Below are 26,510 nucleotides of genomic sequence, written 5' to 3'. Positions count from 1 at the left end.
CCGGGAGGCGATCAGCCGAGTTCGGCCAACAACTTCTCCCACTCCTTGGTTTCCTTCTTGGAGGGCGCACCCAGCAGCTCGACCGCCTGGCGCAGGCGGAAGCGGGTGAGGTCCGGCCCGAGGATTTCCATGGCGTCGAGCACCGAGACCGAACTGGCCTGGCCGGTGATGGCGGCGAACAGCAGCGGCATGACATCACGCAGCTTGAGCTGCTGGTGCTCGGCGACCGCCTGGATCACCGCGGTGATGCGCTCCTTGTCCCACTGGCGCAGGGCTTCGAGCTTCCACAGCAGCAGCTGCATGACCAGGCGAACCTGGTCGGCGGACAGCTTCTTGTGCTGGAACAGCGCCGGATCCAGATTCAGGGCGCCGCTGAAGAAGAAACCGGCCAGCGGGGCGATCTGGCTGAAGGTCTCGACCCGCTGTTGCACCAGCGGGGCGATCTTGAGCAGGTACTCGGGATTGAGCGCCCACTGCTGGACCTCGGCGGCGAAGCGCTCGGGACTCAGTTCGCGCAGCCACTGGCCGTTGAGCCACGACAGCTTCTCGACGTCGAAGATGGGGCCGCCCAGGGAGACGCGCTGCAGGTCGAAATGCTCGACCATCTCGTCCAGGGTGAACTTCTCGCGCTCGTCGGGCATGGACCAACCCATGCGGCCGAGGTAGTTGAGCATGGCTTCGGGCAGGTAGCCCATGCGCTGATAGAAGGTCACCGAGGTGGGATTCTTGCGCTTGGAGAGCTTGCTCTTGTCCGGGTTGCGCAGCAGCGGCATGTAGCACAGCTGCGGCTGCTCCCAGCCGAAGTATTCGTAGAGCTTGATCAGCTTGGGCGCCGAGGGCAGCCACTCTTCGCCACGCAGGACGTGCGTGATGCCCATCAGGTGGTCGTCGACCACGTTGGCGAGGAAGTAGGTGGGCAGGCCGTCGGCCTTCATCAGCACCTGCATGTCCATGCGATCCCAGGGGATCTCGACATCGCCGCGCAGCAGGTCGGGGACGACGCAGACGCCCTCCTCCGGCACCTTCATGCGGATGACATAGGGCTGGCCGGCATCCAGGCGCTGCTGGACCTCTTCCTTCGACAGGCGCAGGCCGCGACCGTCGTAGCGCGGGGTCTCGCCGCGCGCCTGCTGTTCGGCACGCATCTGGTCGAGTTCTTCGGGCGTGGCGAAGCAGTAGAAGGCATGGCCCTTCTCCACCAGCTCCCGGGCGTACTTCCAGTAGATCTCGCCGCGTTCGCTCTGCCGATAGGGACCGTGGGGGCCACCGACGTCCGGACCCTCGTCCCATTCGATGCCCAGCCAGCGCAGGGCGTCGTAGATCTGCTGTTCGGATTCGCGAGTCGAACGGACCTGGTCGGTATCCTCGATGCGCAGGATGAACTGACCGCCGTGCTGACGGGCGAAGCAGAGGTTGAACAGGGCGATATAGGCAGTACCGACATGCGGGTCGCCGGTGGGCGACGGCGCGATGCGCGTGCGAACGGTGGTCATCGGCTTTCTCGAGAAACGCGAAGGGACAAAGGCGGAATGGTAGCAGCGCCAGCCCTGGCGCTGCCAGTTGGTGGAAAGCCCGAGCCCGTTCATGTTCTCGCGAGCCAGAGCCAAGCAAGGCGAAAACAGCTGAGGAGCCAGAGTTTACGAAGGGTAAACGAGCATTCCGACCGGGCTGGCGACCCAGGCTATTTCCAACGCAGCCTGGCCGACGCGCAGCAGAACAGGTACAGGCTCTAGACCTGGACCAGGCGCTCGCGCAAGGCCTGGATCTCGTCGCGCAGCTGGGCGGCGGACTCGAACTGCAGGTCGCGCGCCAGTTGCAGCATCTTCTCTTCGAGCTGACGGATACGCTTGCCGATCTCGCTGGGCGACCGCAGCTCGGCGGCGTATTCGCCCTTGTCCTCGGCGGCCTTGGCCGCGCGGCGCTTGCCCTTGGCACCGGGGGCCGCGGCGCCTTCCATGATGTCGCGGATATCCTTCTTGATACCCTGGGGCACGATGCCATGCTCTTCGTTGAAGGCCAGCTGCTTGTTGCGGCGGCGCTCGGTCTCGTCGATGGCGCGCTGCATGGAGCCGGTGATGCTGTCGGCGTAGAGGATGGCCTTGCCGTTGAGGTTGCGCGCTGCCCGGCCGATGGTCTGGATCAGCGAGCGCTCGGAGCGCAGGAAGCCCTCCTTGTCGGCGTCGAGTACCGCCACCAGGGAGACCTCGGGCATGTCCAGACCTTCGCGCAGCAGGTTGATGCCCACCAGGACGTCGAAGGTACCCAGGCGCAGGTCGCGGATGATCTCCACCCGCTCCACGGTATCGATGTCCGAGTGCAGGTAGCGCACCCGCACGTCGTGGTCGGCCAGGTAGTCGGTGAGGTCTTCGGCCATGCGCTTGGTCAGGGTGGTGCAGAGCACCCGCTCCTCCTGGGCCACCCGCAGGTGGATCTCGGAAAGCAGGTCGTCCACCTGGGTGGTGGCCGGGCGGATCTCGATCACCGGATCGACCAGGCCGGTGGGCCGCACCACCTGCTCGACCACGCGCCCGGCGTGTTCTTCCTCATAGGGTCCCGGGGTCGCCGAGACGAAGATGGTCTGGGGCGCGCCGGCTTCCCACTCCTCGAACTTCAGTGGCCGGTTGTCCAGCGCCGAGGGCAGGCGGAAGCCGTATTCCACCAGGGTTTCCTTGCGTGACCGGTCGCCCTTGAACATGGCGCCGATCTGCGGAACGGTGACGTGGGATTCGTCGATCACCAGCAGGGCGTTGCTCGGCAGGTAGTCGTAGAGGGTGGGTGGTGGCTCGCCCGGGCCACGCCCGGACAGGTAGCGGCTGTAGTTCTCGATGCCGTTGCAATAGCCCAGTTCGAGGATCATCTCCAGATCGAAGCGGGTGCGCTGCTCCAGGCGCTGGGCCTCGAGCAGGCGATTCTGGCTGCGCAGCCATTCCAGGCGATCGGCCAGTTCCAGCTTGATGTTCTCGATGGCGCCCAGCAGGGTCTCGCGCGGTGTGGCGTAGTGGGTCTTGGGATAGAAGGTGAAGCGCGGCAGCTTGCGGATCACCTCGCCGGTCAAGGGATCGAAGGCCGACAGGCTCTCCACCTCGTCGTCGAACAACTCGACGCGCACGGCTTCCAGGTCGGATTCCGCCGGGAAGATGTCGATGACGTCGCCGCGCACCCGGAAGGTGGCGCGGGCGAATTCCATGTCGTTGCGGCTGTATTGCAGCTCGGCCAGCCGGCGCAGGATGGTGCGCTGGTCGATGCGGTCACCGCGATCCAGGTGCAGGACCATCTTCAGGTAGGCCTCGGGACTGCCCAGGCCATAGATGGAGGACACCGAGGCGACGATGATGGCGTCCTTGCGCTCCAGCAGCGCCTTGGTGGCGGACAGGCGCATCTGCTCGATGTGGTCGTTGATGGACGAATCCTTCTCGATGAAGGTGTCCGACGAGGGCACATAGGCTTCCGGCTGGTAGTAGTCGTAGTAGGAGACGAAATACTCCACCGAGTTGTTCGGGAAGAAGGCCTTGAATTCGCCATAGAGCTGCGCGGCCAGGGTCTTGTTCGGCGCCAGCACCATGGTCGGGCGCTGCACCTGGGCGATGACGTTGGCGATGCTGAAGGTCTTGCCCGAGCCGGTCACGCCGAGCAGGGTCTGGTGCGACAGACCCGCCTCCAGGCCTTCCACCATCTGGCGAATGGCTTCGGGCTGGTCGCCGGCCGGGGTGTAGCGGGTGGAGAGCTGGAATGCGGACATGGCTGCCTCAATAGCGCGAAAATGCACGGACACCACCGCGCTGACGCAAGGTCAGGGCGGTGTGGACGAGGAAAAAGCTGGAAGCCCCTAGATGAGGTCGCATGCGCCCCTTTGCAATCCGTCTGCGGCGCCGCACGTCAGGAAATCTCCTACTGAGGTCGGGTCGCGATGGTGCCTGCAGGGGGCTATACTCCTGGTTCCTAAGCGTTCCGCACTTCCCTTCACCCCTCATTCGAGCCCCTGCCCCATGAGTTTGTTCTCCGCCGTCGAAATGGCACCCCGCGACCCCATCCTTGGCCTGAACGAGGCCTATAACGCCGACGCCCGTCCGCACAAGGTCAATCTGGGCGTGGGGGTCTACTACGACGAGCAGGGCCGCATCCCGCTGCTGCGCGCCGTGGCCGAGGCCGAGAAACAGCGCGTGGCCGCCCAGGCGCCGCGTGGCTACCTGCCCATCGAGGGCATCGCCACCTACGACCAGGCCGTGCAGCACCTGCTGTTCGGCGCCGAGTCGAGCCTGGTGCGCGAAGGTCGCGCCATCACCGTGCAGGCCGTCGGCGGTACCGGCGCGCTGAAGATCGGCGCCGACTTCCTCAAGCGGCTGCTGCCGGATGCCGTGGTCGCCATCAGCGATCCGAGCTGGGAAAACCACCGCGCGCTGTTCGAGAGCGCCGGCTTTCCCGTGCAGAACTATCGCTACTACGACGCCGCCAGCAACGGTCTGAATCGCGAAGGCTTCCTGGCCGATCTCCAGGCGTTGCCGGAGCGCTCGGTAGTGGTGCTGCACGCCTGCTGCCACAACCCCACCGGCGTGGATCTGCAACCGGCCGACTGGCAAGCGGTGCTGGACGTGGTCAAGGCGCGCAACCTGGTGCCCTTCCTCGACATCGCCTACCAGGGCTTCGGCGACGGCATCGAAGAAGACGCCCAGGCCGTACGCCTGTTCGCCGACTCCGGCCTGACCTTCCTGGTTTCCAGCTCCTTCTCCAAGTCCTTCTCGCTGTATGGCGAGCGGGTCGGCGCTCTGACCCTGGTCAGCGAGAGCCGCGAGGAAAGCGCCCGGGTGCTGTCCCAGGTCAAGCGCGTTATCCGCACCAACTACTCCAACCCGCCGACCCATGGCGCCACCATCGTCGCCACGGTGCTGAGCAATCCCGAGCTGCGCGCCCTGTGGGAAGCCGAGCTGGGCGAGATGCGCCAGCGCATCCGCACCATGCGCAACGCCCTGGTGGAAGGCCTGGCCGCCGCCGGTGCCACCCGCGACTTCGCCTTCGTCAATGCCCAGCGCGGCATGTTCTCCTACTCCGGCCTCACCGCCGAGCAGGTCGAGCGGCTGAAGAGCGAATTCGGCATCTATGCGGTCAGCACCGGACGCATCTGCGTGGCCGCGCTGAACGAGCGCAATCTGCCCCCGACCATCCAGGCCATCGCCGCGGTGTTGCAGGGCTAAGAAGGCCGCTTCGGCGGCGCTATTTTCCGGCGTCGTCGAGGCTTGACTTCCCGTTATCTATCAGTAAGATACGCTCCGTTGTTCCGCGATAGCTCAGTCGGTAGAGCAAATGACTGTTAATCATTGGGTCCCTGGTTCGAGTCCAGGTCGCGGAGCCAAAATCTGAAAAGCCCGTAGCGGGTAACCGCTACGGGCTTTTTCATGGGCGCGATTCATTCGACGCCACAGCGCGGACGACTGCCTAGATGTGGTTCATCCGGGCCCCAGGCGTGGGGCAACTGCGGTGCAACGCCTCCAGATCCCAGGGTTTGGGCAGAAAGGTCGCCCGCGCCGCGCGAGCGGGATTGTCGTCGCAATAGCCTGAGGTGATGACGATAGGCAGGTTGGCCTGGCGGCCTCGGGCCTGCAATGCCAGATCGACACCGCTCAGCACGCCAGGCATGCGTACATCGGTGAAGAGCAGATCCAGCTGCGGCTGCTCGTTCTGCAGAAAGGCACAGGCGGCGTCGGCGCTGCCGAAGGCATGCACCTGATAACCCCAACCCTCGAACAATTCCTGCAGCAAATCGAGCAGGACAGGCTCATCTTCGGCGACCAATACGCGCTGGCGATTCATGAGCGGATCCTGTGATGGTTAAAACGCAATCGTTCGACCATAGTGTTTCGTTGTCGTCCTGCCCTGTACGACCAAGGGACACCCTGTACAAGAAAATGCGCTGCGGAAGACTCTTTGCAGGCAATTCCAACCGAGCCGGTGCAAGCCTTGTACAGGAAGTCGCCGTCGGGCTGGGCAGAGCCACCTTTGGGCCCGTCGCAGCCCCAAGCGAGGCGGCTTTGCGTTAAGCTTGCGCCGCCGCCGTCTACCCCGCAGGTCAGAGCCTTGGATCCGTCGTCTCGTCGTCACTGGATCAGCGATCTCAGCAGCAGGATCCGCGCTCGCCCGGCACTGGCCTACAGCCTCGCGTTGCTGGCTTTCGGCCTAGCCCTGGCGGCACGCTTCGCCCTGGTGGACGTCCTGCTGCAGGGCTTCCCCTACCTGACCTTCTTTCCCGCCGTCATCCTGACCGCCTTCTTCTGCGGCAGCGGCGCCGGCACCCTGTGCGCCGTGCTGTCCGGCCTGGCCGCCTGGTATTTCTTCATTCCGCCGGGCTGGACCTTCAACGTCGGCCCTCAGGGCGCCCTGGCGCTGGCCTTCTATGTGGTCATCGTCAGCGTCGACATCGTACTGATCCACTACATGCACACGGCCAGTGCCCGGCTGCGCGCCGAGCAGCAGGTGATCCGCGACCTCTACAACGTCCAGACGACGATGTTCCAGGAGTTGCAGCACCGGGTCGCCAACAACATCCAGTTCATCGCCTCGCTGCTCATGCTGCAGCAACTCAAGTTGCCCGGCGACAGCCAGGCGTCCCAGGCTCTGGAAGAGGCTCGCTCGCGACTGGAGAGCATTTCGCGCATCCACCGGCGCCTGCACGATCCCGCCGATGCCGATCAGCCGGTGGCCCACCACCTGCAGCTGCTGACCAGCGATCTGCTGGCGGCCGCGGGACAGGCCAACGTCTCCTGCGCCATCACCGCCGAACCGCTCAATTTCGACCTGCCGCGCCTGACCACCCTGTCGATGCTGGTGGCCGAGGTGGTGACCAACTCCCTCAAGCACGCCTTCGATGCCAGCCAGCGCGGCCTGATCAGCATCAGCCTGCAGCGCGGCGACGATCAGCGACTGCTGTTGCGTATCGCCGACAACGGCCGCGGCATGCCGCAGCAGTTCAATCCGCGCACCAGCCAGCGCCTGGGCTTCAAGATCATCAACAGCCTGGCCGAACAGCTCGGGGGCGAGGCCTGCTACCGTAACGACAATGGCACCGTGGTCGAGGTACAGCTGGCGGCCTAGGGCCAAGGGTATCGAGTCCACCCGGGCGCGATTAAAACCCTATACAATGCGCGGCTTTTCCAGCCAGGTGCCCCGCCATGACCGCTTTGCCGCCCTGCCCCCTCTGCGCTTCCGAATACACCTACGCCGACGGCGACCAACTGATCTGCCCGGAATGCGCCCATGAATGGACGCCCGGTGACGCCGGTACCCCGGATGAAGCCAAGGTGATCCGCGATGCGGTCGGCAATACCCTGCAGGACGGCGATACCGTCAGCGTGATCAAGGACCTCAAGGTCAAAGGCTCTTCCCTGGTGGTCAAGGTTGGCACCAAGGTCAAGAACATCCGCCTGGTCGATGGCGATCACGACATCGACTGCAAGATCGACGGCATAGGTGCGATGAAGCTCAAATCCGAGTTCGTCAAAAAGGTCTGATCGTCGTGCCGGGGTGTTCCCTGGCGGAGCGATGCCCTACCCTTGAGGCTCTTTTTCTCCTGCCAAGGACTCTTCATGTCTCAGCGCTTTCTCCGCCCGGCCCTGTTCCTCGCGCCCCTGCTGCTCGCCGGCCAGGCCTTCGCCCAGTCCGCGCCCAACAACGCCCAGGAACCCCAGCCGTCGGTCACGGAGAAGTATGGCGACTGGCAGGTGATCTGCCGTATCGCCCGCAACGCGGACCGTTCCGTGCAGCTGTGCGCCATCACCCAGCAGAAGGACAGCGCCAAGGGCCAGCGCATGCTGGTCACCGAGTTGCGTCCCAATCGTGAAGGCGTGGACGGCATCCTGGTGCTGCCCTTCGGCGTGGCGGTGACCAAGCCGATCTCGCTGCAGATCGACAAGCGCAGCCTGGAGAATCGGCCCTTCCACACCTGCATCCCCCAGGGCTGCGTGGTGCCGGTGGAATTCGTCGGTGACGTCTTCAAGCAACTGCAGCGCGGCGGTCGCCTGACCGTGACCACCCCGGTCGCCAACGGCGAGACCGCCAGCGAAAGCCTGTCGCTCAAGGGCTTCTCCAAGGCTTACGACCGGGCCAAGGAACTGACCAAGCCGCTGTAAGGCCCGCTCGCCCGCTCAGGGCGCTGCCGGGCGCTGCGCCGTGCCGCTGGTGGCGGCGCGCTCCACGGCAGCCACCAGGGCCAGGGTACGAGCGGCATCCTCCGCACTGACCAGGGGTGCCTCCGCTCCTCGCGCGACCCGTACGAAATGCTCCAGCTGCAGCCGCAAGGCCTCTTCATGGCCTGGCCTGCGCACCTCGGACACCAGCGGCTGGTGCCAGCCGGCGCCCGGCTCGGCATAGCGCCAGAGGCGCAGCTGCGGCACGCTCAGGGCGCCTTCGGTGCCGGCGAAGAGGTAGCAGGACTGGTCCGACTGAGGGGGATAGACCGGATTCTCGCCACTGGTGAGCTCCCAGCTCCAGGGCGCGACGGCGCCGTCGCTGGCCGTCAGGCTGCCCAGGGCGCCGCTCTCGAATCGCAGGCTGATCGCGGCGCTGTCGGCATTGGCGTAACCACGCAGGGCATTGTCGGCGAAGGCCTGGACCTGGCGTACTTCACCGCAGAGATGGCGCAGCAGGTCGAGGTCGTGGATCAGGTTGGTGAGCAGCATCCCGGCCCCGGCTTCGCGACGCCAGGCATTTTCGAAATAGCTCTCCGGCTTCTGCAGTTGCCACAGCGCGGTGACGGTGACCAGGCGGCCGATGGCGCCCTGACGCAGCAGCTCGCGGGTCCGCGCGATCAGCGGATTGTGGCGGCGGTGATGCCCGACCAGCAGTGGCACGCGCTGGTCGCGCTGGACGTGCAGCAGCTGGGCCACCTCCTCTGACGTCGTCCCCACGGGCTTCTCCAGCAGCAGCGGAATGCCGAGCGCCAGGCAGTCCAGGGCGGTCGCGACGTGCAGGACATTGGGATTGGCAACGATCACCGCTTCCGGGCGCACGCTTTCCAGCAGCTGACGATGATCGCGGAAATGCGGCACGGCCCACTGCGCGGCCAGCTCGGCCGCCGCTGGATCGGGATCGGCCAGGGCGCACAGCCGGGCACTCGGCACGGACTGCAGGTGATGCAGGTGCTGGCGGCCCATGTTGCCAGCGCCGATGAGGGCGATGCGCAAGGCAGCGACCATGGGGAACCCCTTGTTGTGGTTGTCGAGGTCTCTCGACTCTAAGGGACGCCCTGTCGAAGGCGCTACTGCACCGGCAGGAAGTTGATGAACAGCAGACTCTGGGCGTAGTTGACGCCGATGCGCCGATAGCGCTCGTCCAGCAACTGGGCGAGCAGATCCAGCCGGGCGACGATCTTGCCGAATTCGGTGGCGAAGCTGAGGTTGCTGCCCTCCTCCGAGATCTCGTTGGCGAACAGCAGCGGGTCGCCCTCGGCGTTCTTGCGTTGGCCGAGCAGCCAGGTGGCCTTCTCGATGTTGCGCGCGGCGTTGTTGACGAAGCGCGCATTCACCACATCGGTGATGTAGAACTCGGTGCGATTGCCGTGGGCCGCGATGATCATGCTGCCGATGGCATAGATGAAGGCGCCGACGCGGTCGCCCCGGTAGTCATCACCCAGCACGTAGCTCAGGGCCGCCACGTCCTTGCGTCCGTCCAGCGCCGGCAGGCTGCGCCGCTGTTCGATGGCGGTGCGGATCTCGCGCTCGGCACTGGCCGCATCGGGTAGCCCGGTCTTCTTCCACTCGGCCGGATTGCGCAGATAGAGCTTGTTCATCAGCAGATAGAGGCTCCGCAGATTGGCCTGCATGGCCAGGGTGGCCATGCGGTCGGAGCTGGTCTGCAGGAATTCGCTGGGGCGGGTCTTGCCGAATTGCCGGGCGATGTCCTGGGCGGACTGACTGGTACAACCGGTCAGACTCGCGAGCAGCAGGCCAATCACACACCCGAGACGGGCGACGGCTGTGAAGGGAGTGGCAGACATGGGGACTTCGGCGGCTGGGGGCAGCCGAAGGGTAAAGCCTTCCCTGGCCGGCCTGCTGTGCGGCAGGCCAAGGAATGGGCTTTTCGATGGTCAGCCGTTGCTGGGGAAAGCGAACTGCGAGGCCTCCTGGGCCTCGCGCTGCGGCCAGCGCTGGGTGATGGTCTTGCGCCGGGTGTAGAAGCGCACGCCGTCCGGACCGTAGGCATGGAGATCGCCGAACAGCGACCTCTTCCAGCCGCCAAAGCTGTGGTAGGCCACCGGTACCGGCAGGGGCACGTTGATGCCTACCATGCCCACTTCGATCTGGTCGGCGAACAGTCGCGCCGCTTCACCGTCGCGAGTGAAGATGCAGGTGCCGTTGCCGTATTCGTGAGCGTTGATCAGGGCAATGCCCTCTGCCAGGCTCTTGACCCGCACCACGCAGAGCACCGGGCCGAAGATCTCTTCCTTGTAGATGCGCATCTCCGGGGTGACCTGATCGAACAGGCAGCCGCCGAGGAAGAAGCCTTCCTCATGGTCGGCCACCTTGAGGCTGCGGCCGTCCACCACCAGCTTCGCGCCCGCGGCGACGCCGTCGACGACATAGCCGGTGACCTTGTCCAGATGCGCGCCGGTGACCAGCGGACCCATGTCCAGGCCGCACTGGGTGCCCGGGCCGACCTTGAGCTTTTCGATCTCCGGCACCAGCCGGGCGATCAGGGCATCGGCGACCTGGTCACCCACGCAGACCGCCACCGAGATGGCCATGCAGCGTTCGCCGCAGGAGCCGTAGGCGGCGCCCATCAGGGCATTGACGGTATTGCCGAGGTCGGCGTCCGGCATGACCACCGCGTGGTTCTTGGCGCCGCCCAGTGCCTGGACGCGCTTGCCCTTGGCGGTGCCGCGGGCATAGATGTATTCGGCGATGGGGGTGGAGCCGACGAAGCTCAGCGCCTTGACCTCGGGCGCATCGATCAGGCCGTCCACGGCTTCCTTGTCGCCATGCACCACGTTGAGCACGCCCTTGGGCAGACCGGCTTCCTCGAACAGCTGGGCGATGGCCAGGGTGGAACTGGGATCGCGCTCGCTGGGCTTGAGTATGAAGGTGTTGCCGCAGGCGATGGCCAGCGGATACATCCACAGCGGCACCATGGCCGGGAAGTTGAAGGGGGTGATGCCGGCCACCACGCCCAGGGGCTGGAAGTCGGACCAGGTGTCGATGCTCGGACCGGCGTTGCGGTTGTATTCGCCCTTGAGCAATTCGGGCGCGGCGGTGGCGTATTCGACGTTCTCGATGCCACGGCGCAATTCGCCGGCGGCGTCTTCCAGGGTCTTGCCGTGCTCTTCGCTGATCAGCTGCACCAGGCGCTCTTCGTTGCTCTCCAGCAGCTGCTTGAAGCGGAACAGCACCTGGGCACGTTTGGCCGGTGGGGTGTTGCGCCAGGCCGGATAGGCGGCCTGGGCGGCATTGATGGCCTGCTGCAGCGTGGCCGCGTCGGCCAGGGGCACTTCGCGGATCACCGCGCCGGTGGAGGGGTTGTAGACCGGCGCGCGGCGGCTGCCACCGTCGACCAGCTGGCCGCCGATGAGATGCTTGAGGCTCATGAAGGGACTCCTTGTACAAGAGGCGGGCGCTCCGTGGAGGGAGCGCCGGAAAAGGGGGATCAGTCGAGGCGGTTGAGGACGTCGCCCACCGCGGCGAAGACGCGATCCAGGTCTTCGATCCTGGCGTTGAAGGTGGGCCCGAATTGCAGGGTGTCGCCGCCAAAGCGGACATAGAAGCCCGCCTTCCACAGGGCGATGCCGGCCTCGAAGGGGCGGATCACCGCATCGCCGTCGCGCGGGGCGAGTTGCAGGGCCCCGGCCAGGCCGCAGTTGCGGATGTCCACCACGTGCTTGGCGCCCTTGAGGCCATGCAGCGAGGCTTCGAACTTGGGCGCCAGCTCGGCTGCCTGTTGCACCAGGTTCTCCCGCTCCATCAGCTCCAGCGCGGCCAGGCCAGCGGCGCAGGCCACCGGATGAGCCGAGTAGGTGTAGCCATGGGGGAATTCCACCATGTGCTCGGGCGTGGCCTGGTTCATGAAGGTGTCGTAGATGGCGCTGCTGGCGATCACCGCGCCGAGGGGCACGGCGCCGTTGGTGACCTGCTTGGCCACGTTCATGAGGTCCGGCGTCACGCCGAAGAATTCGGCGCCGGTATGACGCCCCATGCGGCCAAAGGCGGTGATGACCTCGTCGAAGATCAGCAGGATGTCGTGCTGGGTGCAGATCTCGCGCAGGCGCTGCAGATAGCCCATCGGCGGCACGATCACCCCGGCCGAACCGGACATGGGCTCGACGATGACGGCCGCGATGTTGGAGGCATCGTGCAGCTCGATCAGCTTGAGCAGTTCATTGGCCAGCTCCACGCCACCGGTCTCGGCCATGCCCCTGGTGAAGGCCAGGCCGGGCTGCAGGGTGTGCGGCAGGTGGTCGACGTCCATGAAGGAGCCGTACATCTTCCGGTTGCCGCCGATGCCGCCCAGGCTGGTGCCGGCGATGTTGACGCCATGGTAGCCGCGGGCCCGGCCGATCAGCTTGGTCTTGGCCGGCTGACCCTTGATGCGCCAGTAGGCCCGCGCCAGCTTGACCGAGGTGTCGGCGCTCTCGGAACCCGAGCCGGTAAAGAAGACATGGTCGAGACCGGCCGGGGTCAGCTCGGCCATCTTTTCCGCCAGCTGGAAGGACAGCGGATGGCCGTACTGGAAGCCCGGCGAATAGTCGAGGGTACCCAGCTGCCGCGCCACGGCCTCCTGGATCTCCTTGCGCGAGTGACCGGCGCCACAGGTCCAGAGCCCGGAGAGGCTGTCATAGATGCGCCGACCCTGGTCGTCTGTCAGCCAGCTGCCCTCGGCGGCCACCACGATGCGCGGATCCTTCTGGAAGGCGCGGTTGGCGGTAAAGGGCATCCAGTGGGCACGCAGATTCAGCTGGGCGGCGACAGGAGGGGAAACGGTCAGCGGCTGGTTCATGACGGGTCTCGGGCGGTGACGTTGAGCCTGCAGAGTGCGCCCGGTTTTGCGTGAGTTAAAGGGTTTTTTTCTTACGCTTGGACATATAAAAACTCACCTTATTGGCGCTACCCGTTGGTTGATCGAGGTTGCCTAGCAAAAGAAAACGTCTCTCGACTGTCACACCTCGGATTGGACGGGACCCCCTTTCTAAAGGCAGTTATCCGTGCCAATTCCCAAGCTTGGAAACATCTTGAAACCAACAAGTTTGATTAGTAATCAGTAATCTGTCTGAAACACTTTAAGCTGGCCGCCTGCCACCGTAGTCCCGTGGCGCCGAGGTACCCTCGCCTCACCTCTTTTCCCGGCGCGTAGTCCTGCCGGGCGCGGTAGCCTGTCCGCCGTCTCTGCCGCGTACCCAACTTTCCGCTTTCGCTAACCCGTGCCCCTCCCCCGAGGCCGAGCGCGCGGTTTACCTATTCCTCAAGGAAACCTCTCCCATGCTGATTCAGCTCAACTGGATCCGCGGCCTGGCGGCCGTTCTCATCGTTTTCCACCACATGACCGTGGGCAGCTACCAGACCACCGAACACCAGCAGATCGCCCTGAATCTGCTGTCGCTGGAAACCACCTGCATCTTCGTCACCCTGTCCGGCTTCTTCTTTCGCTACAACCTCGGCAAATACAGCTACCAGGTCTACCTGGGCAAGAAGCTGCAGAACGTCATCCTCCCCTACCTGCTGATCTCGATCCCCGCCGTGCTGCTCTATGTCTCCGGGCTCAAGCAGGAACACGAGTGGATCGACATGAACGCCTTCCATGACTGGCCGCCCTTCGCCCAGACCGCCCTGCTGCTGGCCACCGGCGCCCACTTGGGTCCGCTGTGGTTCATCCCGGCGCTGACGCTGATCTTCCTGCTCGCGCCGGTCCTTGAGTGGATCGTCAAGCGCGGCCTGCTGCCGGCGGCGACCATGGTCGGCCTGCTGTATTTCCTGGTGTCCGATCGCCCGGCCAACGATGCCGATCCGCTGCTGGCGGCGCTGCATTTCCTGCCGATCTATCTCTGCGGCATGCTGGCTTGCGAACAGCGCGAGCGGCTGCAACGGCCCCAGGCGCGTTACTGGCTGCTGGCGGCCCTGGTGCTGCTGAGTGGCGCGGCGGTGCTCGACAGCGCCTTCTACGGCCTGCAGAAACTGGCGCTGTGCCTGCTGCTGTTCGCCGTCTTCAGTAAACAGATCAAGACGCCGGAACGTGCCGACAGCCGCCTGGCAAAGGGTATGGGTCTGCTCGGTGCCTACAGCTTCGCCATCTACTTCCTGCATGGCTATCTGGCTGGCGCCTACCGGGTGCTGGGTCGCCTGCTGGGTGAGCAGAATTTCGCCCAGTACCTGGGCACCCGCCTGTGCCTGACGCTGATCACCCTGCTCTGCTGCATCGCCGCGGTCTGGGTGGTCAAGCAGGTCAGCCAGCAGCGCAGCCGGGTGCTGATCGGCGCCTGAAGCCGGTCGCTGGCGCCGCTCCCGGCGGCGCCTTATGCTGTCCCGCATTTGCGGTGGCAGCCATGAAGACGACGCGCAAGGCCCTGCTCGCCCAGGTCGGCGATTTCGAGATCCGCCTGCTGCGACTGTTCAAGACCGTGGTGGAATGCGGCAGCTTCACCGCCGCCGAAGGCCGGCTGGGCATCACCCGATCGGCCATCAGCCTGCACATGAACGATCTGGAAAAGCGCCTGGGCATGCGCCTCTGCCAGCGCGGGCGCGCCGGTTTCTCCCTGACCGACGAAGGCCGCGAGGTGCTCAAGGCCAGCCAGTCGCTGTTCGCCGCCCTGGAAGGCTTTCGCAGCGAGGTCAACCAGCTGCACCAGCACCTGCGTGGCCAGCTGAACCTGGGCATCATCAACAACCTGGTGACCCAGCCGCGCATGCGCATCACCCATGCCCTGGCCGCGCTCAAGCGCGCCGCGCCGGATGTGGTGGTCAACATCGGCATGACCCTGCCCGGCGAGATCGAGACCGGCGTGCTCGATGGCCATCTGCACCTGGGCGTGCTGCCGCTGATCAATGCCCTGGCCGGGCTGGACTACCTGCCGCTTTATGAAGAGCGCGCCTTGCTCTATTGCAGCCGCAGCCATCCGCTGTTCGCGGTGGCCGACGCGGCGCTGGACGAAGACCTCCTGGCCGCCCAGGACGCTGTCGGCCCCAACCATCTGCTCAACCAGGACGGCCATGAGCGCCATGCCGCGCTGAATTGCACGGCGCGGGCCTCGGATCGCGAAGGCGTGGCCTTTCTCATCCTCACCGGCTGCTACATCGGCTACCTGCCCGACCACGTCGCCCAGCCCTGGGTGGTGCAGGGCCAGCTACGCGCTCTGAATCCCGAGCGCTTCCATTTCGACACCACCCTGGCCGCCGTCACCCGCAAGGGTCGACGACCGAATCTGGTGCTGGAACGCTTTCTCGAAGCCCTGGCCGAAACGGTCTAGTTGGCGCTGCGGGTCGGGCGGACGACGATCTCGTTGACGTCCACGTCGTCCGGCTGCTCGATGGCGTAGCGCACCGCGCGACCAATGGCATCGGGTTGCAGGGCGATCGCGCGGTAGCTGTCCATCATCGCCTGGGCGGCCGGATCGGTGATGGTGGACGCCAGCTCGCTTTCCACCACGCCCGGATGGATGCAGGTGACCCGCAGATCGTCGCGCTCCTGGCGCAGTCCCTCGGAGATCGCCCGCACCGCGTGCTTGGTGGCGCAATAGACCGCCGCCGTGGGTACCACCGACAGGGCGCCGATGGAGCCCAGGTTGATGATGTGCCCGGCGCCGCGGGCGGTGAATTCCGGCAGCACCGCGGCGATGCCGTTGAGCACGCCCTTGATGTTGACGTCGACCATCTGCATCCACTCTTCGGTCTTGAGCGAAGCCAGGGGCGACAGCGGCATGATGCCGGCGTTGTTGACGATGACGTCCACCCGGCCCCAGCGTTCGCGCGCGGCCTGGGCGAAGGCGGCCACGTCGGCGCTGTCGGTGACGTCCAGCCGACGACAGGCGGCCTCGCCGCCCGTGGCGTTGATCTCGGCCGCCAAGGCCTCCAGCCGTTCGCTGCGGCGCGCGCCGAGCAGGAGCTTGCAGCCGGCCGCGCCCAGTTCGCGCGCGATGCCCGCGCCTATGCCACTGGAGGCGCCGGTGACGAGTACGACCTTGTCGATAGCCATGAGATGTTCCTCTTGCGGGGTTGGGGATCACTGAGCGGTATAGCCGCCGTCCACCAGCACCTCGGCGCCGGTGATGAAGCTCGCCGCGGGCGAGACGAGAAAGGCGATGACCTCGGCCACCTCCTCCGGTTGGCCGATGCGGCCGAGCGGATGCGCCGGGCCGTAGCTGCGCAGCAGCGTCCGGCCGTCGTCGGCTATGCCATCCAGGATGTCGGTGTCGATTACCCCAGGCAGTACGGCATTGGCGCGAATGCCATGACATCCCTGCTCCACCGCGACCACGCGCATGAGCTGGGCGGCAGCTGCCTTGGACGCGGCATAGGCGGCCTGGGTGGCGAAGCCGACCCGAGCCGATACCGAGGACACCGCCACCATGGCGCCCCCGCCGGCCTCGCGCATCGGGGCCAGGGCCGCGCGGGCGGCGAGAAAGACCCCCCGGGCATTGCCCTGCTGGATCCGTTCGTAGTCGGCGAGTTCGGTGGTGTCCAGGGGCTGATTGAGGGTACGGCCGGCATTGGCGACCAGGATGTCGAGGCGACCGAACCGTGCCAGGGCCGCCGACACCGACTGTTCGGCGAAGGCCTCGTCGGCAACGTCACCGGTCAGGGCCAGGACGTCGTCGTCGGCCAGTTGCAGCACCGACTCGGACAGATCGCTGGCGACGACGCAGGCGCCGCGGCTGCGCAGCAGCTCGGCGGTGGCGAGGCCGATGCCGCGGCCCGCACCGGTGACCAGCGCGACCTTGCCGGAGAGATCGTAGGACGTTGCGAAAGGACTCATGATGAACTCCTGCGGGTGGCGATAAGACTTGCCACCACCTTAGCGAGAGGCCATTGTCGTGATAACTCCCACCGCTCTGACTGCCATGGTTAGCCATACTTACCAATGCCTACCGATCTGAATCTGCTCAAGGTCTTCACCGTGGTGGCCACCGCCGAGAATTTTCGCGTGGCGGCCGATCGCCTGGGCGTCAGTCGCTCTGCGGTCAGCCAGGCCATTCGCCGTCTGGAAGACGAACTGGGCAGCTCGCTGGTGCAGCGCACCACCCGCAGCGTGCGTCTCACCGAGGCTGGCGAACGCCTGCAGCGGCAGGTCGCCGGGCCCCTGGCCGGGCTGCTGGGCGCGCTGGAAGACACCAGTCACGCCGGCCCACCGCGCGGAGTGTTGCGGGTCGCGGTCACCTCCATCGCCGAGCGCTTTCTGGACGGACCGCTGCTGGCCAGCTTCGTCGATGCCTATCCGGAGGTGACTCTGGACATCACCGTCACCGACGAGGAATTCGATATCGTCGCGCGCGGTTTCGATGCCGGCGTGCGGTTGGGCGAGGTGATCGAGCAGGACATGATCGCCATCCCGGTGACCGGGGCGCAGCGCGAGGTGGCCGTGGCGACCCCGGTCTACTTCGCCCGCCATGGCCGGCCCCGGCACCCGCGCGACCTGGCGGATCACCGCTGCATCGGCTGGCGTCCGGCTCCGGAGGTGGCGCCCTGGCGCTGGGAATTCAGCGAGGACGGTCGCGCCTTCGACGTGGCCGTTTCGCCGCGGATCACCACCAACGACATGCTGCTGATGGTGCGCACCGCCCTGGCCGGCGGCGGCATCACCTTTGGCATGGAGGACACCTTCCGGCCCTATCTGGCGCGTGGCGAACTGGAGCGGGTGCTGGAAGACTATCTGCCGCCCTTTCCTGGCTTCTACCTCTACTATCCGAACCGCCACAACCTGGCGCCGAAGCTGAGGGCGCTGGTGGAGCATGTGCGGAGTTTTCGGGAGCAGAACGAGAGGTAGCGCGGGGTTTGGGCAGCCCTCACCCCGACCCTCTTCCGGAGGGAGAGGGGGCGCTCGCCTGACCCTGCGTAGCGTGGAAAACGGCGCAGCCTTTTCCACCTGGAGCGAAGGCCACCCTTGTTGGGCTTCGGCGGTGGAGTCACCTCAACCCAACCTAGGCGTCCTGCAGGTTGGGTTGAGCGCAGCGAAGCCCAACCTCAGCAACCAGTCATCAACTCCCCAGGATCCATTGATCGATGGCCTGGGCCAGACCATCTTCCTGGTTGCTGGCCGTCACCCGGTCGGCCGCTTCGCGCACCGCTGCCCCGGCCTGGCCCATGGCGATGGCGAGGCCCGCCTGGCGGAACATGGGGACGTCGTTGCTGCCATCGCCGATGGCCGCGGTGCGCGCCACGGGTACGCCCGCGGCCTGGGCCAGCTCGATCAGGGCGTCGCCCTTGTTGGCCTTGGGGTGGGTGATGTCCAGGTAATAGAGCTGAGAGCGCAGCACCGTGGCGCCCTCCCCCAACCGCTCACCCAACTCGCCCTCCAGGGCTTCGAGGCCGGCGTGATCACCGCCGGCGGCGACGATCTTGTCGACGCGATCCAGATAGGGTTCGAAGGAATCCACCACGGTCGGTCCATAGCCCAGTGCCCGGGTCTCGCGGGGGACATAGGGCCCCTCCCCGTCGCGCGTCAGCCAGAGGTCGTCGGCGAACAGCCAGACCTCGAACGCCTCGCGGTCCAGGCGCTCCAGCACCTGGCGCGTCACCTGCTCGGCCAGGCGATGGGCGCGAATCAGGGTGCCGTCCGCTTCCACCAGATTGCCGCCATTGAAACCGGCCACCGCCTGGTGAATGCCCAGTTGGCGCACCAGCGGCAGCAGCGCCCGCGGCGGGCGGCTGCTGACCAGGGTAATGGCCTTGCCGGCCGCCTGCAGGCGCTTGACCGCGGCAATCACCGCCTCGCTCAAGCTCTTGTCGTCACGCACCAGGGTGCCGTCGATATCCGACACCAGCAGGTCGATGGGGATCAGGTCAGCGGATGCCATGAGCGGCCGTCCTTCTGCAGGAGTTCATCGGCACCGGCGGGACCGGCACTGCCCGCGGCGTAGCTTTCCACCGCGCCGCCCTGTTGCCAGGCGTCGAGGAAGGGTTGCACGGCGCGCCAGCCGTTCTCGATGTTGTCGGCGCGCTGGAACAGCGTCTGGTCACCGATCAGGGAATCGTAGATCAGGGTTTCGTAGCCGGTGGAGGGCTGCATCTCGAAGAAGTCGCTGTAGGCGAAGCCCATGCGGATGTTCTCCAGTTCCACCAGGGGTCCCGGGCGCTTGGCGTGGAAGTCGAACCACATGCCTTCGTCGGGCTGGATCTGGATGATCAGGTAGTTGGGCCGCATGCGGTCGATCTTGGTGTCGCGGAATTGGGCATAGGGCGCATGCTTGAAGCAGATGGCGATCTCGGTATCGCGCGCGGTCAGCCGCTTGCCGGTGCGCAGGTAGAAAGGCACCCCGGCCCAGCGCCAGTTGTCGACGAACAGCTTGAGCGCCACATAGGTCTCGGTCCGGCTCTCGGGATCGACCCGCTCTTCCTCGCGATAGCCTTTGACGGGCTTGCTGTTCATCGTTCCGGCGGCGTACTGGCCACGCACCGAATTGGCCAGGGCCTCTTCGGTGGTCTGGGGGCGAATGGCGCCGACCACCTTGGCCTTCTCGTCACGCACCGAGGTGGCATTGAAGGACGCCGGCGGCTCCATGGCGACCATGGCCAGCAGCTGGAACAGATGGTTGGGCACCATGTCCCTCAGGGTGCCGGTCTTCTCGTAGAAATCGCCACGCGACTCCACGCCCACGGTCTCGGCCGCGGTGATCTGCACATGGTCGATGTAGTGGTTGTTCCAGAACGACTCGAACAGGGCGTTGGAGAACCGGCTGACCAGGATGTTCTGCACCGTCTCTTTGCCCAGGTAGTGGTCGATCCGATAGATCTGCTTTTCGTCCATGTTCGCCAGCAGGCGCTGGTTGAGCGCCTGGGCGCTGGCCAGGTCGGCGCCAAAGGGCTTTTCCACCACCAGCCGGCGGTAGGCGTCTTCGCGCTCTTCCAGCAGTCCGGCCTTGCCCAGGCGCTCGGCGACGTCGCCAAAGAAACGCGCGGCGGTGGCCAGGTAGAAGACGGCGTTGTCGGTGTCGGCCTGGGCGATGCGCTCGCCCACCGCCTGGTAGGTGGCGTCTTCGAGGAAGTCGCCCTGCAGATAGCGGATGCGCCCGCGCAATTGGCCCCAGAGATCAGCATCCAGCGCCTCGTCCCGGGACTTGCCCTTGGCTTCGGCCTGGTCGCGGATGAAGGTTTCCAGCCGGTCGGCGAAGCCTTCGTCGGTGTTGGGATTGTGGTCGACGCCGATGATCTGGGTGCGGTCGTCGAGCAGACCGTCACGCAGGAGGTTATACAGCGAGGGGATCAGCAGTCGCTTGACCAGGTCGCCATTGGCGCCGAACAGAAAGAGCGTGGCCGGCGGCGCGGTGGGCGCCTTGGTGCAGGAGCGGCGCTCCTGAGCGGCGGTGCTGGGGGTGACGGCAGGAGAATCGGTCATGACAGGGCCTTATCCGCGAGGGCGGCTGATGCCGTCCCCCGGGACGCGGCCCGTGGCCGCTCCACAGGGGAACGGCCGGGGTTTTATTGCGGGATTTCGACGTGGCCGCCAAAGCCGAAGCGCATGGCCGACAGCAGCTTGTCGGCGTAGGTCGCTTGCTGGCGGGAGCGGAAACGCGCATAGAGAGCGGCGGACAGGACGTTGACCGGTACCGCTTCCTCGATAGCCGCCTCGATGGTCCAGCGACCTTCGCCGCTGTCGGCCACGGAGCCGGAGAATTTCTCCAGGGCGACGTCACCGGCCAGCGCCTGGGCGGTCAGGTCCAGCAGCCAGGAGGACACCACGCTGCCCCGGCGCCAGACCTCGGCGATGTCGGCGAGATCCAGGTCGAAACGCTCGTCTTCTGGCAGCTTGTCGCTGTTCTTCATCTTGAGGATGTCGAAGCCCTCGGCATAGGCCTGCATCAGGCCGTACTCGATGCCGTTGTGCACCATCTTGACGAAGTGACCCGAACCGGCCGGACCGGTAAAGATGAAACCGCGCTCGGCACGCTCGTCCGGGGCGTTGCGGCCACGGGTACGCTCAATGCTGCCGTAGCCGGGGGCCAGGGCTTCGAAGATCGGCTCCAGACGCTCGACGGCTTCGGACTTGCCACCGATCATCATGCAGTAGCCGCGCTCCAGGCCCCAGACGCCACCGGAGGTGCCGACGTCGACATAGTCGATGCCCTTCTCGGCCAGGGTCTTGGCGCGACGGATGTCGTCCTTGTAGTAGGTGTTGCCACCATCGATGATGACGTCGCCGGGAGCCAGGCGGTCGGCCAGCTCGGCGATGGTCTGCTCGGTCGGCTCGCCGGCCGGCAGCATGACCCAGATGGCCCGCGGCTGTGCCAGGGCGGCGATGACACCGTCCAGGCTGTCGGCGGTGACGGCGCCTTCCTTGCCGAGGCCGGCCACGGTTTCGGCACTGCGGTCATAGACCGCGACTTCATGCCCATGCTTCATCAAACGCCGTGCGATGTTGCCGCCCATGCGGCCCAGTCCGATGATTCCCAATTGCATGCTGATGACTCCTTGAGGTCAGGCGACCGCCGCCTCGACCAGTTCGACGATTTGTTGCAGGCCGGCGTCGATGTCGCCGCCCTTGATATGCACGCGCAGATAGCGCCGTCCCCGTTCGGCCAGCACCTCGAGGTCGCCCTTGGCCTGGGCGGCCTCGACGACACCAAAGCTCAGGCTCCGCCCTGGAATATCCAGGTCGTTCTGGGCATCGGCGGTAATCTGGATGAACACACCCGAGTTCGGACCGCCCTTGTAGGCCTGTCCGGTGGAGTGCAGAAAGCGGGGGCCGAAGCCGCCGACGGTCGCTACGCGCTTGCTGTCGCGAATGCTATCACGCATGGCGCTCAAGGCCTCCTCGTGCACGGCATTGCGCTCGAGATAGGCCAGCACGGCGAGATAATCACCGGGCTGCAGGCGCGCCAGGTGCGCCTTGATCGCCGCGCGGGCAGTATCCTGCCCCTGCAGGTCGGCATCGCCGAACAGAGTCAGGGTCCCCTCCTCCAGCAGCGGCTCGTCGCCGGCCAGACGTCCTTCGCGCTCGTAGCCGTCAGTGAGGGCGCGGGTCTTGATCTTGCTGGCTTCCACGTCGGGCTGATCGAAGGGATTGATGCCGATGACGGCACCGGCCACCTCGGTCGCCACCTCCCAGCGGAAGAATTCCTGACCGATCAGTTCGGCACGGGCGAGACGGATGTCCACCACCGGATGTCCCGCTGCGGCCAGGGCCTGCAGGCGACGGTCGCGCTCGGCGTCTTCTTCGCCCGCCAGCACCAGGCTGACGAACACTCGATCCGCCCCATAGACGGCTGGCTCCCCAAGTGGCTCCAGGTCCACCGGGATGATGCCCTTGCCCTGCTTGCCGGTGCTCTCGGCGAGCAGCTGCTCCAGCCAGGCGCCCAGGCTGGCGACACCTGGCGAGGCGATCAGGGTGACCTTGTCCCGTCCAGCACGCACCGCCTCGCCCAGGACCACGCCCAGGCGGATGCCAGGATTGATGGCCGGCGGCGCACTGGGGCTGCAGGCCAGCACCATGGGCTGGGTCACCTGGAAGAAATCGGCCACCGAATGCCCGAGCAGCGCCAGGGGCACCATGCCGAATACCGACAGTACCGAATAGCGGCCACCGATATGGGGATCGCCCTGGAAGATAGCGCGGTAGCCCTCGGCAGTGGCGCTGGCTTCCAGCTTGGACCCTGGGTCGGTGATGGCGACGAAACGTCGCTGGGCCTCTTCCGCACCCAGCGCCTGCTCGACGGCCTTGTGGAAGTAGGCACGCAGGATTTCCGGCTCCAGGGTCGAGCCGGATTTACTCGATACCAGGAACAGCGTCCGGTGCAGGTCCAGTTGCTCTTCCAGGGCGACGATCTGCGCCGGATCGGTGGAGTCCAGCACCTTGAGCGTAAGACCGCCCGTCGCGGTGCCCAAGGTACTGGCCAGCACTTCCGGACCCAGGCTCGAACCGCCCATGCCCAGCAGCACCACCGTATCCAGGCCTTCCTGGCGGGCAGCGTCAGCCAGGGCTGCCAAGGCCTTGGGATCAGCCTGCCGCCCCTGGGCCGCGGCTAGCCAGCCGACCCACTGGTCTTCGTCGCGACCGGTCCAGAGCGAGGCATCGCCCTGCCAGAGGCGGCGCGACCAGCCCTCGGTACGCGCCTCGTCGAGACGCTTTTCCACTGCTTCACTCAAGGCATCCGGCAGGCGATAGTCTGCGGTATTCAGGCGCTCACCCAGGAAGTCGAGACGCTTCTGGCCAACAGCGCCCAACAGCGCATCGGCGGCGTCCTCGAACTGGCGGGCACCGTCCTTGACCAGCCGCTTGGCCACGCCATCCAGGTCCAGCCCGAAACGGACGGTCGCATCCACCACGCGCTGCGCGGCTTCGATATCGGTGCTCAGCATGGGGGCCGCCGTGCCATGGTCACGGAAGGCATCCATGGTCTTGGGCGGCATGGTATTGACGGTATCCGGGCCGATCAACTGGTCGACATAGAGGGTGTCGGGATAGGCCGGATCCTTGGAGCCGGTGGAAGCCCACAGCAGACGCTGCGGGCGCGCACCCTTGGCTTCCAGGACCTTCCAGCGCGGCGACTGGATCAGCCGCAGGTAATCCTGGTAGGCCAACTTCGCGTTGGCGATGGCGACCTTGCCACGCAACTCGCCCAGCTCGGCGTCCTCGCCCTTGCGCTCGTCGATCAGCTTGTCCAGCACGCCATCGACCCGGCTGATGAAGAAGCTGGCTACGCTGGCGAGGCGGGAAATGTCCTCGCCACGATGCAACCGCGCTTCCAGACCGGCGATATAGGCCTCCGCCACCGCCATGTAGGCGTTGCGATCGAACAGCAGGGTCACGTTGACGTTGATCCCCTCCTCGATCAGTTTGCGGATGGCCACGGCACCCTCGGGCGTACCCGGCACCTTGACCATGAGGTTGGGTCGGTTCACGGCTTGCCAGAGGCGACGCGCCTCTTCCAAGGTGGCACGGGTATCCAGCGCCAGATAGGGCGAGACCTCGAGGCTCACGTAGCCATCGCGGCCTTCGAGGCGATCGTAGACTGGTCGCAGGATATCGGCGGCCTGCTGGATGTCCTCGATCGCCAGATGCTCGTAGACATCCACCGGCTCGGCATCGGCCTTTTCCAGAAAGGCCGCCAGGCTGGCGTCGTAGTCGCTGCCGTGCCCCATCGCCTTCTCGAAGATCGACGGGTTGGAGGTGACGCCGGTCAGGCCGTCACGCTCGATCAGCTTCTGCAGTTCACCCTTGGCGAGGAACTCGCGGCTGACGAAGTCGAGCCAGACCGCCTGGCCCTGCTCCGTCAGCTGTTTGAGTGGATTGCTCATTGGGCGCTCCCTTGACGTTGCGCCTGCTCCTTGGCCAGCTTGACCACGTTTTCCACGGTGTAGCCATATTTGGCCTGCAGCTTGCCGATGGGCGCCGAGGCCCCGAAGGTGCTCATGGTCACCGAGGCGCCCTTGCGACCGATATAGCGCTCCCAACCGAGGGGACCGGCCTGCTCGATGGCGACCCGGCCCAGTACCTCGTCGGGCAGCACGGACTGCTTGTAGGCTTCGTCCTGCTCTTCGAACAGTTCCCAGCAGGGCATGGACACGACCCGCGCTTTCACCCCTTCGCCCTTGAGCTGCTCATAGGCCTGCATCGCCAGGCCCAGTTCGCTACCCGTGGCCATGAGGATGACCTCAGGCTTACCGCCCTCGGCCTCGGCCACCACGTAGGCACCCTGAGCCACGCCTTCGGCACTCGCGTACTTCGAACGATCCAGGGTGGGCAGCGGCTGGCGCGACAGCACCATGCAGGAGGGTCTGTTGGTCTGCTGCAGGGCGATCTTCCAAGCCTGCACGGCCTCGTTGGCATCGCCCGGACGCAGGGTCAGCAGACCCGGCGTGGCGCGCAGTTGCGCCAGGTGCTCGATGGGTTGGTGGGTCGGGCCGTCTTCGCCGACGCCGATGGAGTCGTGGGTGAAGACGAACACCACGGGCAGCTCCATGATGGACGCCAGCCGGATCGGCGGCTTCATGTAGTCGCTGAACACCAGGAAGGTGGCGGTGAAGCTGCGCAGGTAGCAGAGCGCCATGCCGTTGGCGATGGAGCCCATGGCATGCTCGCGGATGCCGAAATGCATGTTGCGCCCCGCAGGCTCCCGCGCGGAAAAGCTGCCGGCGCCGTCGAACTTGAGGTTGGTCTTGGTGGACGGCGCCAGGTCCGCGGCCCCCCCGACCAGCCAGGGGATCTGCTCGGCGAAGGCATTGAGCGCCTTGCCGCCGGACTCGCGGGAGGCCACGCCCTTGGCGTCGGCGTCGAAGCTGGGCAGCTTGGCGTCCCAGCCCTCGGGCATCTCGCCGGCGCGCATGCGCTGGAGCTCGTCGGCACGGCGCGGATCGTCCTGGCGCAGGCGGTCGAAGGCGCGATTCCAGTCTTCGTAGAGACCACTGGCCCGTTCCAGCAGGGCATCCCGCAGGTGATGACGGGCTTCGTCGGGCACCAGGAAGTCGGCATCTTCCGGCCAACCATAGGCTTTCTTCGCCAGCTTGATCTCGTCCGCGCCCAGCGGCTCGCCGTGGGCCGCTGCGGTATTCTGCTTGTTGGGTGCGCCATAGCCGATCAGGCTGTCGACCACGATCAGGGTCGGCTTGCCGGTGTTGCCCTTGAATCTATGCAGGGCGGCGGCCAGGGCTTCGGTGTCGTTGGCATCCTTGACGTGCAGGGTGTGCCAGCCATAGCCACGGAAGCGCTCGGCCACGTCTTCGCTGAAGGCCAGCTCGGTGTGGCCTTCGATGCTGATGGTGTTGTTGTCGTAGATCCAGCAGAGGTTGTCCAGACCCAGGTGGCCGGCCATGGACGCCGCCTCGCCAGTGACCCCTTCCATCATGTCGCCGTCGCCGCAGAGGACATAGACGTCATAGTCGAACAGGGTCACGCCTGGCTGATTAAAACGCGCCGCCAGCCACTTCTGCGCCAGCGCCATGCCGACACTGTTGCCGCAGCCCTGCCCCAGCGGACCTGTGGTGGTCTCGATGCCGGTGGTCATGCGGTACTCGGGGTGACCCGGGGTCTTGGAGTCCAGCTGGCGGAATTGCTTGATGTCGTCGAGGCTGACCGCTTCCTTGCCGGTGGCGGTGCCGTGCTCGTCGATCTCCTTGACCCCAGCCAGGTGCAGCAGCGAATAGAGCAGCATGGAGGCATGGCCCACCGACAGCACGAAACGGTCGCGGTTGGGCCAGTCCGGGTGCTCGGGGTGATAACGCAGGAAGCGGCTCCACAGCGTGTGGCCGACCGGGGCCAGGGCCATCGGCGTACCAGGGTGGCCCGAGTTGGCCTTCTGTACCGCATCCATGGACAGGGTCCGGATGGTATTGATGGTCAATAGGTCGGCGTTGGAGCTGGAAGGTGCGGTGGAACCCATGGCAAGCGTCCTCGTG

Annotated in this window: 21 protein-coding genes and 1 tRNA gene; 8 read left to right on the top strand and 14 right to left on the bottom strand. The window is 65.9% G+C overall.

From position 1 onward, the window contains the following. Positions 1-11: 11 nt before the first annotated feature. Positions 12-1,493 carry a glutamate--tRNA ligase gene (gene gltX / locus EC839_RS02295; RefSeq protein ID WP_132832043.1) on the bottom strand — a complete coding sequence of 494 codons (1,482 nt, stop codon included), beginning with the start codon at positions 1,491-1,493 and terminating at the stop codon, positions 12-14. 236 nt (positions 1,494-1,729) lie between these two features. Further along, on the bottom strand, positions 1,730-3,739 hold the full coding sequence (gene uvrB, locus EC839_RS02290) for an excinuclease ABC subunit UvrB (RefSeq protein ID WP_132832042.1): 2,010 nt from the start codon (positions 3,737-3,739) through the stop codon (positions 1,730-1,732). A 247-nt stretch (positions 3,740-3,986) separates the two neighbouring features. On the opposite strand from uvrB, the gene EC839_RS02285 reads away from it, so the two are divergent. Both EC839_RS02285 and EC839_RS02280 read left to right on the top strand, forming a co-directional pair. Next, positions 3,987-5,189 carry an amino acid aminotransferase gene (locus EC839_RS02285; protein WP_132832041.1) on the top strand — a complete coding sequence of 401 codons (1,203 nt, stop codon included), beginning with the start codon at positions 3,987-3,989 and terminating at the stop codon, positions 5,187-5,189. Positions 5,190-5,271: 82 nt separating this feature from the next. Beyond that, positions 5,272-5,347: transfer RNA gene (locus EC839_RS02280), tRNA-Asn, on the top strand. An 83-nt stretch (positions 5,348-5,430) separates the two neighbouring features. On the opposite strand, the gene EC839_RS02275 is transcribed toward EC839_RS02280, so the two are convergent. Beyond that, positions 5,431-5,805, bottom strand: a complete 375-nt coding sequence (locus EC839_RS02275; RefSeq protein ID WP_132832040.1) for a response regulator — start codon at positions 5,803-5,805, stop codon at positions 5,431-5,433. Between the two features lie 264 nt (positions 5,806-6,069). Here EC839_RS02275 and EC839_RS02270 point away from each other — a divergent pair, with 264 nt between their 5' ends. From EC839_RS02270 to EC839_RS02260, 3 genes are all read left to right on the top strand, one after another. Further along, positions 6,070-7,083 carry a sensor histidine kinase gene (locus EC839_RS02270; RefSeq protein ID WP_165904646.1) on the top strand — a complete coding sequence of 338 codons (1,014 nt, stop codon included), beginning with the start codon at positions 6,070-6,072 and terminating at the stop codon, positions 7,081-7,083. A gap of 77 nt (positions 7,084-7,160) precedes the next feature. Beyond that, positions 7,161-7,499, top strand: a complete 339-nt coding sequence (locus tag EC839_RS02265) for a zinc ribbon domain-containing protein YjdM (RefSeq protein ID WP_132832039.1) — start codon at positions 7,161-7,163, stop codon at positions 7,497-7,499. A 75-nt stretch (positions 7,500-7,574) separates the two neighbouring features. After that, entirely contained in the window at positions 7,575-8,117 is a 543-nt protein-coding gene (locus EC839_RS02260; RefSeq protein WP_007160408.1) for an invasion associated locus B family protein, read from the top strand. 15 nt (positions 8,118-8,132) lie between these two features. Here the strand turns inward: EC839_RS02260 and EC839_RS02255 are convergent, their stop codons facing one another. From EC839_RS02255 to EC839_RS02240, 4 genes are all read right to left on the bottom strand, one after another. After that, the gene (locus EC839_RS02255; protein ID WP_132832038.1) at positions 8,133-9,182 is read right to left on the bottom strand and encodes a Gfo/Idh/MocA family protein; all 1,050 of its coding nucleotides are present in this window, start codon (positions 9,180-9,182) and stop codon (positions 8,133-8,135) included. A gap of 62 nt (positions 9,183-9,244) precedes the next feature. Beyond that, complete coding sequence (locus tag EC839_RS02250; RefSeq protein ID WP_132832037.1) at positions 9,245-9,982, bottom strand: hypothetical protein; 738 nt, start codon at positions 9,980-9,982, stop codon at positions 9,245-9,247. A gap of 90 nt (positions 9,983-10,072) precedes the next feature. Further along, on the bottom strand, positions 10,073-11,566 hold the full coding sequence (locus EC839_RS02245; RefSeq protein ID WP_132832036.1) for a CoA-acylating methylmalonate-semialdehyde dehydrogenase: 1,494 nt from the start codon (positions 11,564-11,566) through the stop codon (positions 10,073-10,075). Positions 11,567-11,625: 59 nt separating this feature from the next. After that, positions 11,626-12,972, bottom strand: coding sequence for an aspartate aminotransferase family protein (locus EC839_RS02240; protein ID WP_132832035.1), 1,347 nt, complete (start codon positions 12,970-12,972; stop codon positions 11,626-11,628). A 479-nt stretch (positions 12,973-13,451) separates the two neighbouring features. Between EC839_RS02240 and EC839_RS02235 the strand changes: the two genes are divergently transcribed. Then, complete coding sequence (locus EC839_RS02235; RefSeq protein WP_132832034.1) at positions 13,452-14,450, top strand: acyltransferase; 999 nt, start codon at positions 13,452-13,454, stop codon at positions 14,448-14,450. 62 nt (positions 14,451-14,512) lie between these two features. Then, positions 14,513-15,433, top strand: coding sequence for a LysR family transcriptional regulator (locus EC839_RS02230; RefSeq protein WP_132832033.1), 921 nt, complete (start codon positions 14,513-14,515; stop codon positions 15,431-15,433). Here the strand turns inward: EC839_RS02230 and EC839_RS02225 are convergent. Together EC839_RS02225 and EC839_RS02220 are read right to left on the bottom strand one after the other, a co-directional pair. After that, entirely contained in the window at positions 15,430-16,158 is a 729-nt protein-coding gene (locus EC839_RS02225) for an SDR family oxidoreductase (RefSeq protein ID WP_132832032.1), read from the bottom strand. The two genes, EC839_RS02230 and EC839_RS02225, sit on opposite strands and share 4 nt — an antisense overlap. Before the next feature lie 27 nt (positions 16,159-16,185). Continuing rightward, complete coding sequence (locus tag EC839_RS02220; protein WP_132832031.1) at positions 16,186-16,938, bottom strand: SDR family NAD(P)-dependent oxidoreductase; 753 nt, start codon at positions 16,936-16,938, stop codon at positions 16,186-16,188. 105 nt (positions 16,939-17,043) lie between these two features. Between EC839_RS02220 and EC839_RS02215 the strand changes: the two genes are divergently transcribed. Next, entirely contained in the window at positions 17,044-17,946 is a 903-nt protein-coding gene (locus tag EC839_RS02215) for a LysR family transcriptional regulator (protein ID WP_132832030.1), read from the top strand. Positions 17,947-18,157: 211 nt separating this feature from the next. Here EC839_RS02215 and EC839_RS02210 read toward each other — a convergent pair whose 3' ends face one another. From EC839_RS02210 to tkt, 5 genes are all read right to left on the bottom strand, one after another. After that, the gene (locus EC839_RS02210) at positions 18,158-18,976 is read right to left on the bottom strand and encodes an HAD family hydrolase (protein WP_132832029.1); all 819 of its coding nucleotides are present in this window, start codon (positions 18,974-18,976) and stop codon (positions 18,158-18,160) included. Further along, the gene (gene zwf / locus EC839_RS02205) at positions 18,958-20,514 is read right to left on the bottom strand and encodes a glucose-6-phosphate dehydrogenase (RefSeq protein ID WP_132832028.1); all 1,557 of its coding nucleotides are present in this window, start codon (positions 20,512-20,514) and stop codon (positions 18,958-18,960) included. Before zwf ends, EC839_RS02210 begins: the two co-directional genes overlap by 19 nt. 83 nt (positions 20,515-20,597) lie before the next feature. Then, positions 20,598-21,575 (bottom strand): phosphogluconate dehydrogenase (NAD(+)-dependent, decarboxylating), encoded by a 978-nt coding sequence (gnd, locus tag EC839_RS02200; protein WP_007160419.1) that lies wholly within the window; start codon positions 21,573-21,575, stop codon positions 20,598-20,600. A gap of 18 nt (positions 21,576-21,593) precedes the next feature. Further along, positions 21,594-24,413 (bottom strand): bifunctional transaldolase/phosoglucose isomerase, encoded by a 2,820-nt coding sequence (locus EC839_RS02195; protein ID WP_132832027.1) that lies wholly within the window; start codon positions 24,411-24,413, stop codon positions 21,594-21,596. Continuing rightward, positions 24,410-26,494, bottom strand: a complete 2,085-nt coding sequence (gene tkt, locus EC839_RS02190) for a transketolase (protein WP_132832026.1) — start codon at positions 26,492-26,494, stop codon at positions 24,410-24,412. Before tkt ends, EC839_RS02195 begins: the two co-directional genes overlap by 4 nt. Between the last annotated feature and the right edge of the window lie 16 nt (positions 26,495-26,510).

The sequence above is a fragment of the Pseudomonas sp. JUb52 genome (assembly GCF_004341115.1).
GTDB classification, from domain to species: Bacteria; Pseudomonadota; Gammaproteobacteria; order Pseudomonadales; family Pseudomonadaceae; genus Chryseomonas; species Chryseomonas oryzihabitans.
The sequence above is the reverse complement of the archived record's forward strand: the minus strand, read 5'-3'. Positions and strand labels throughout refer to the sequence as shown.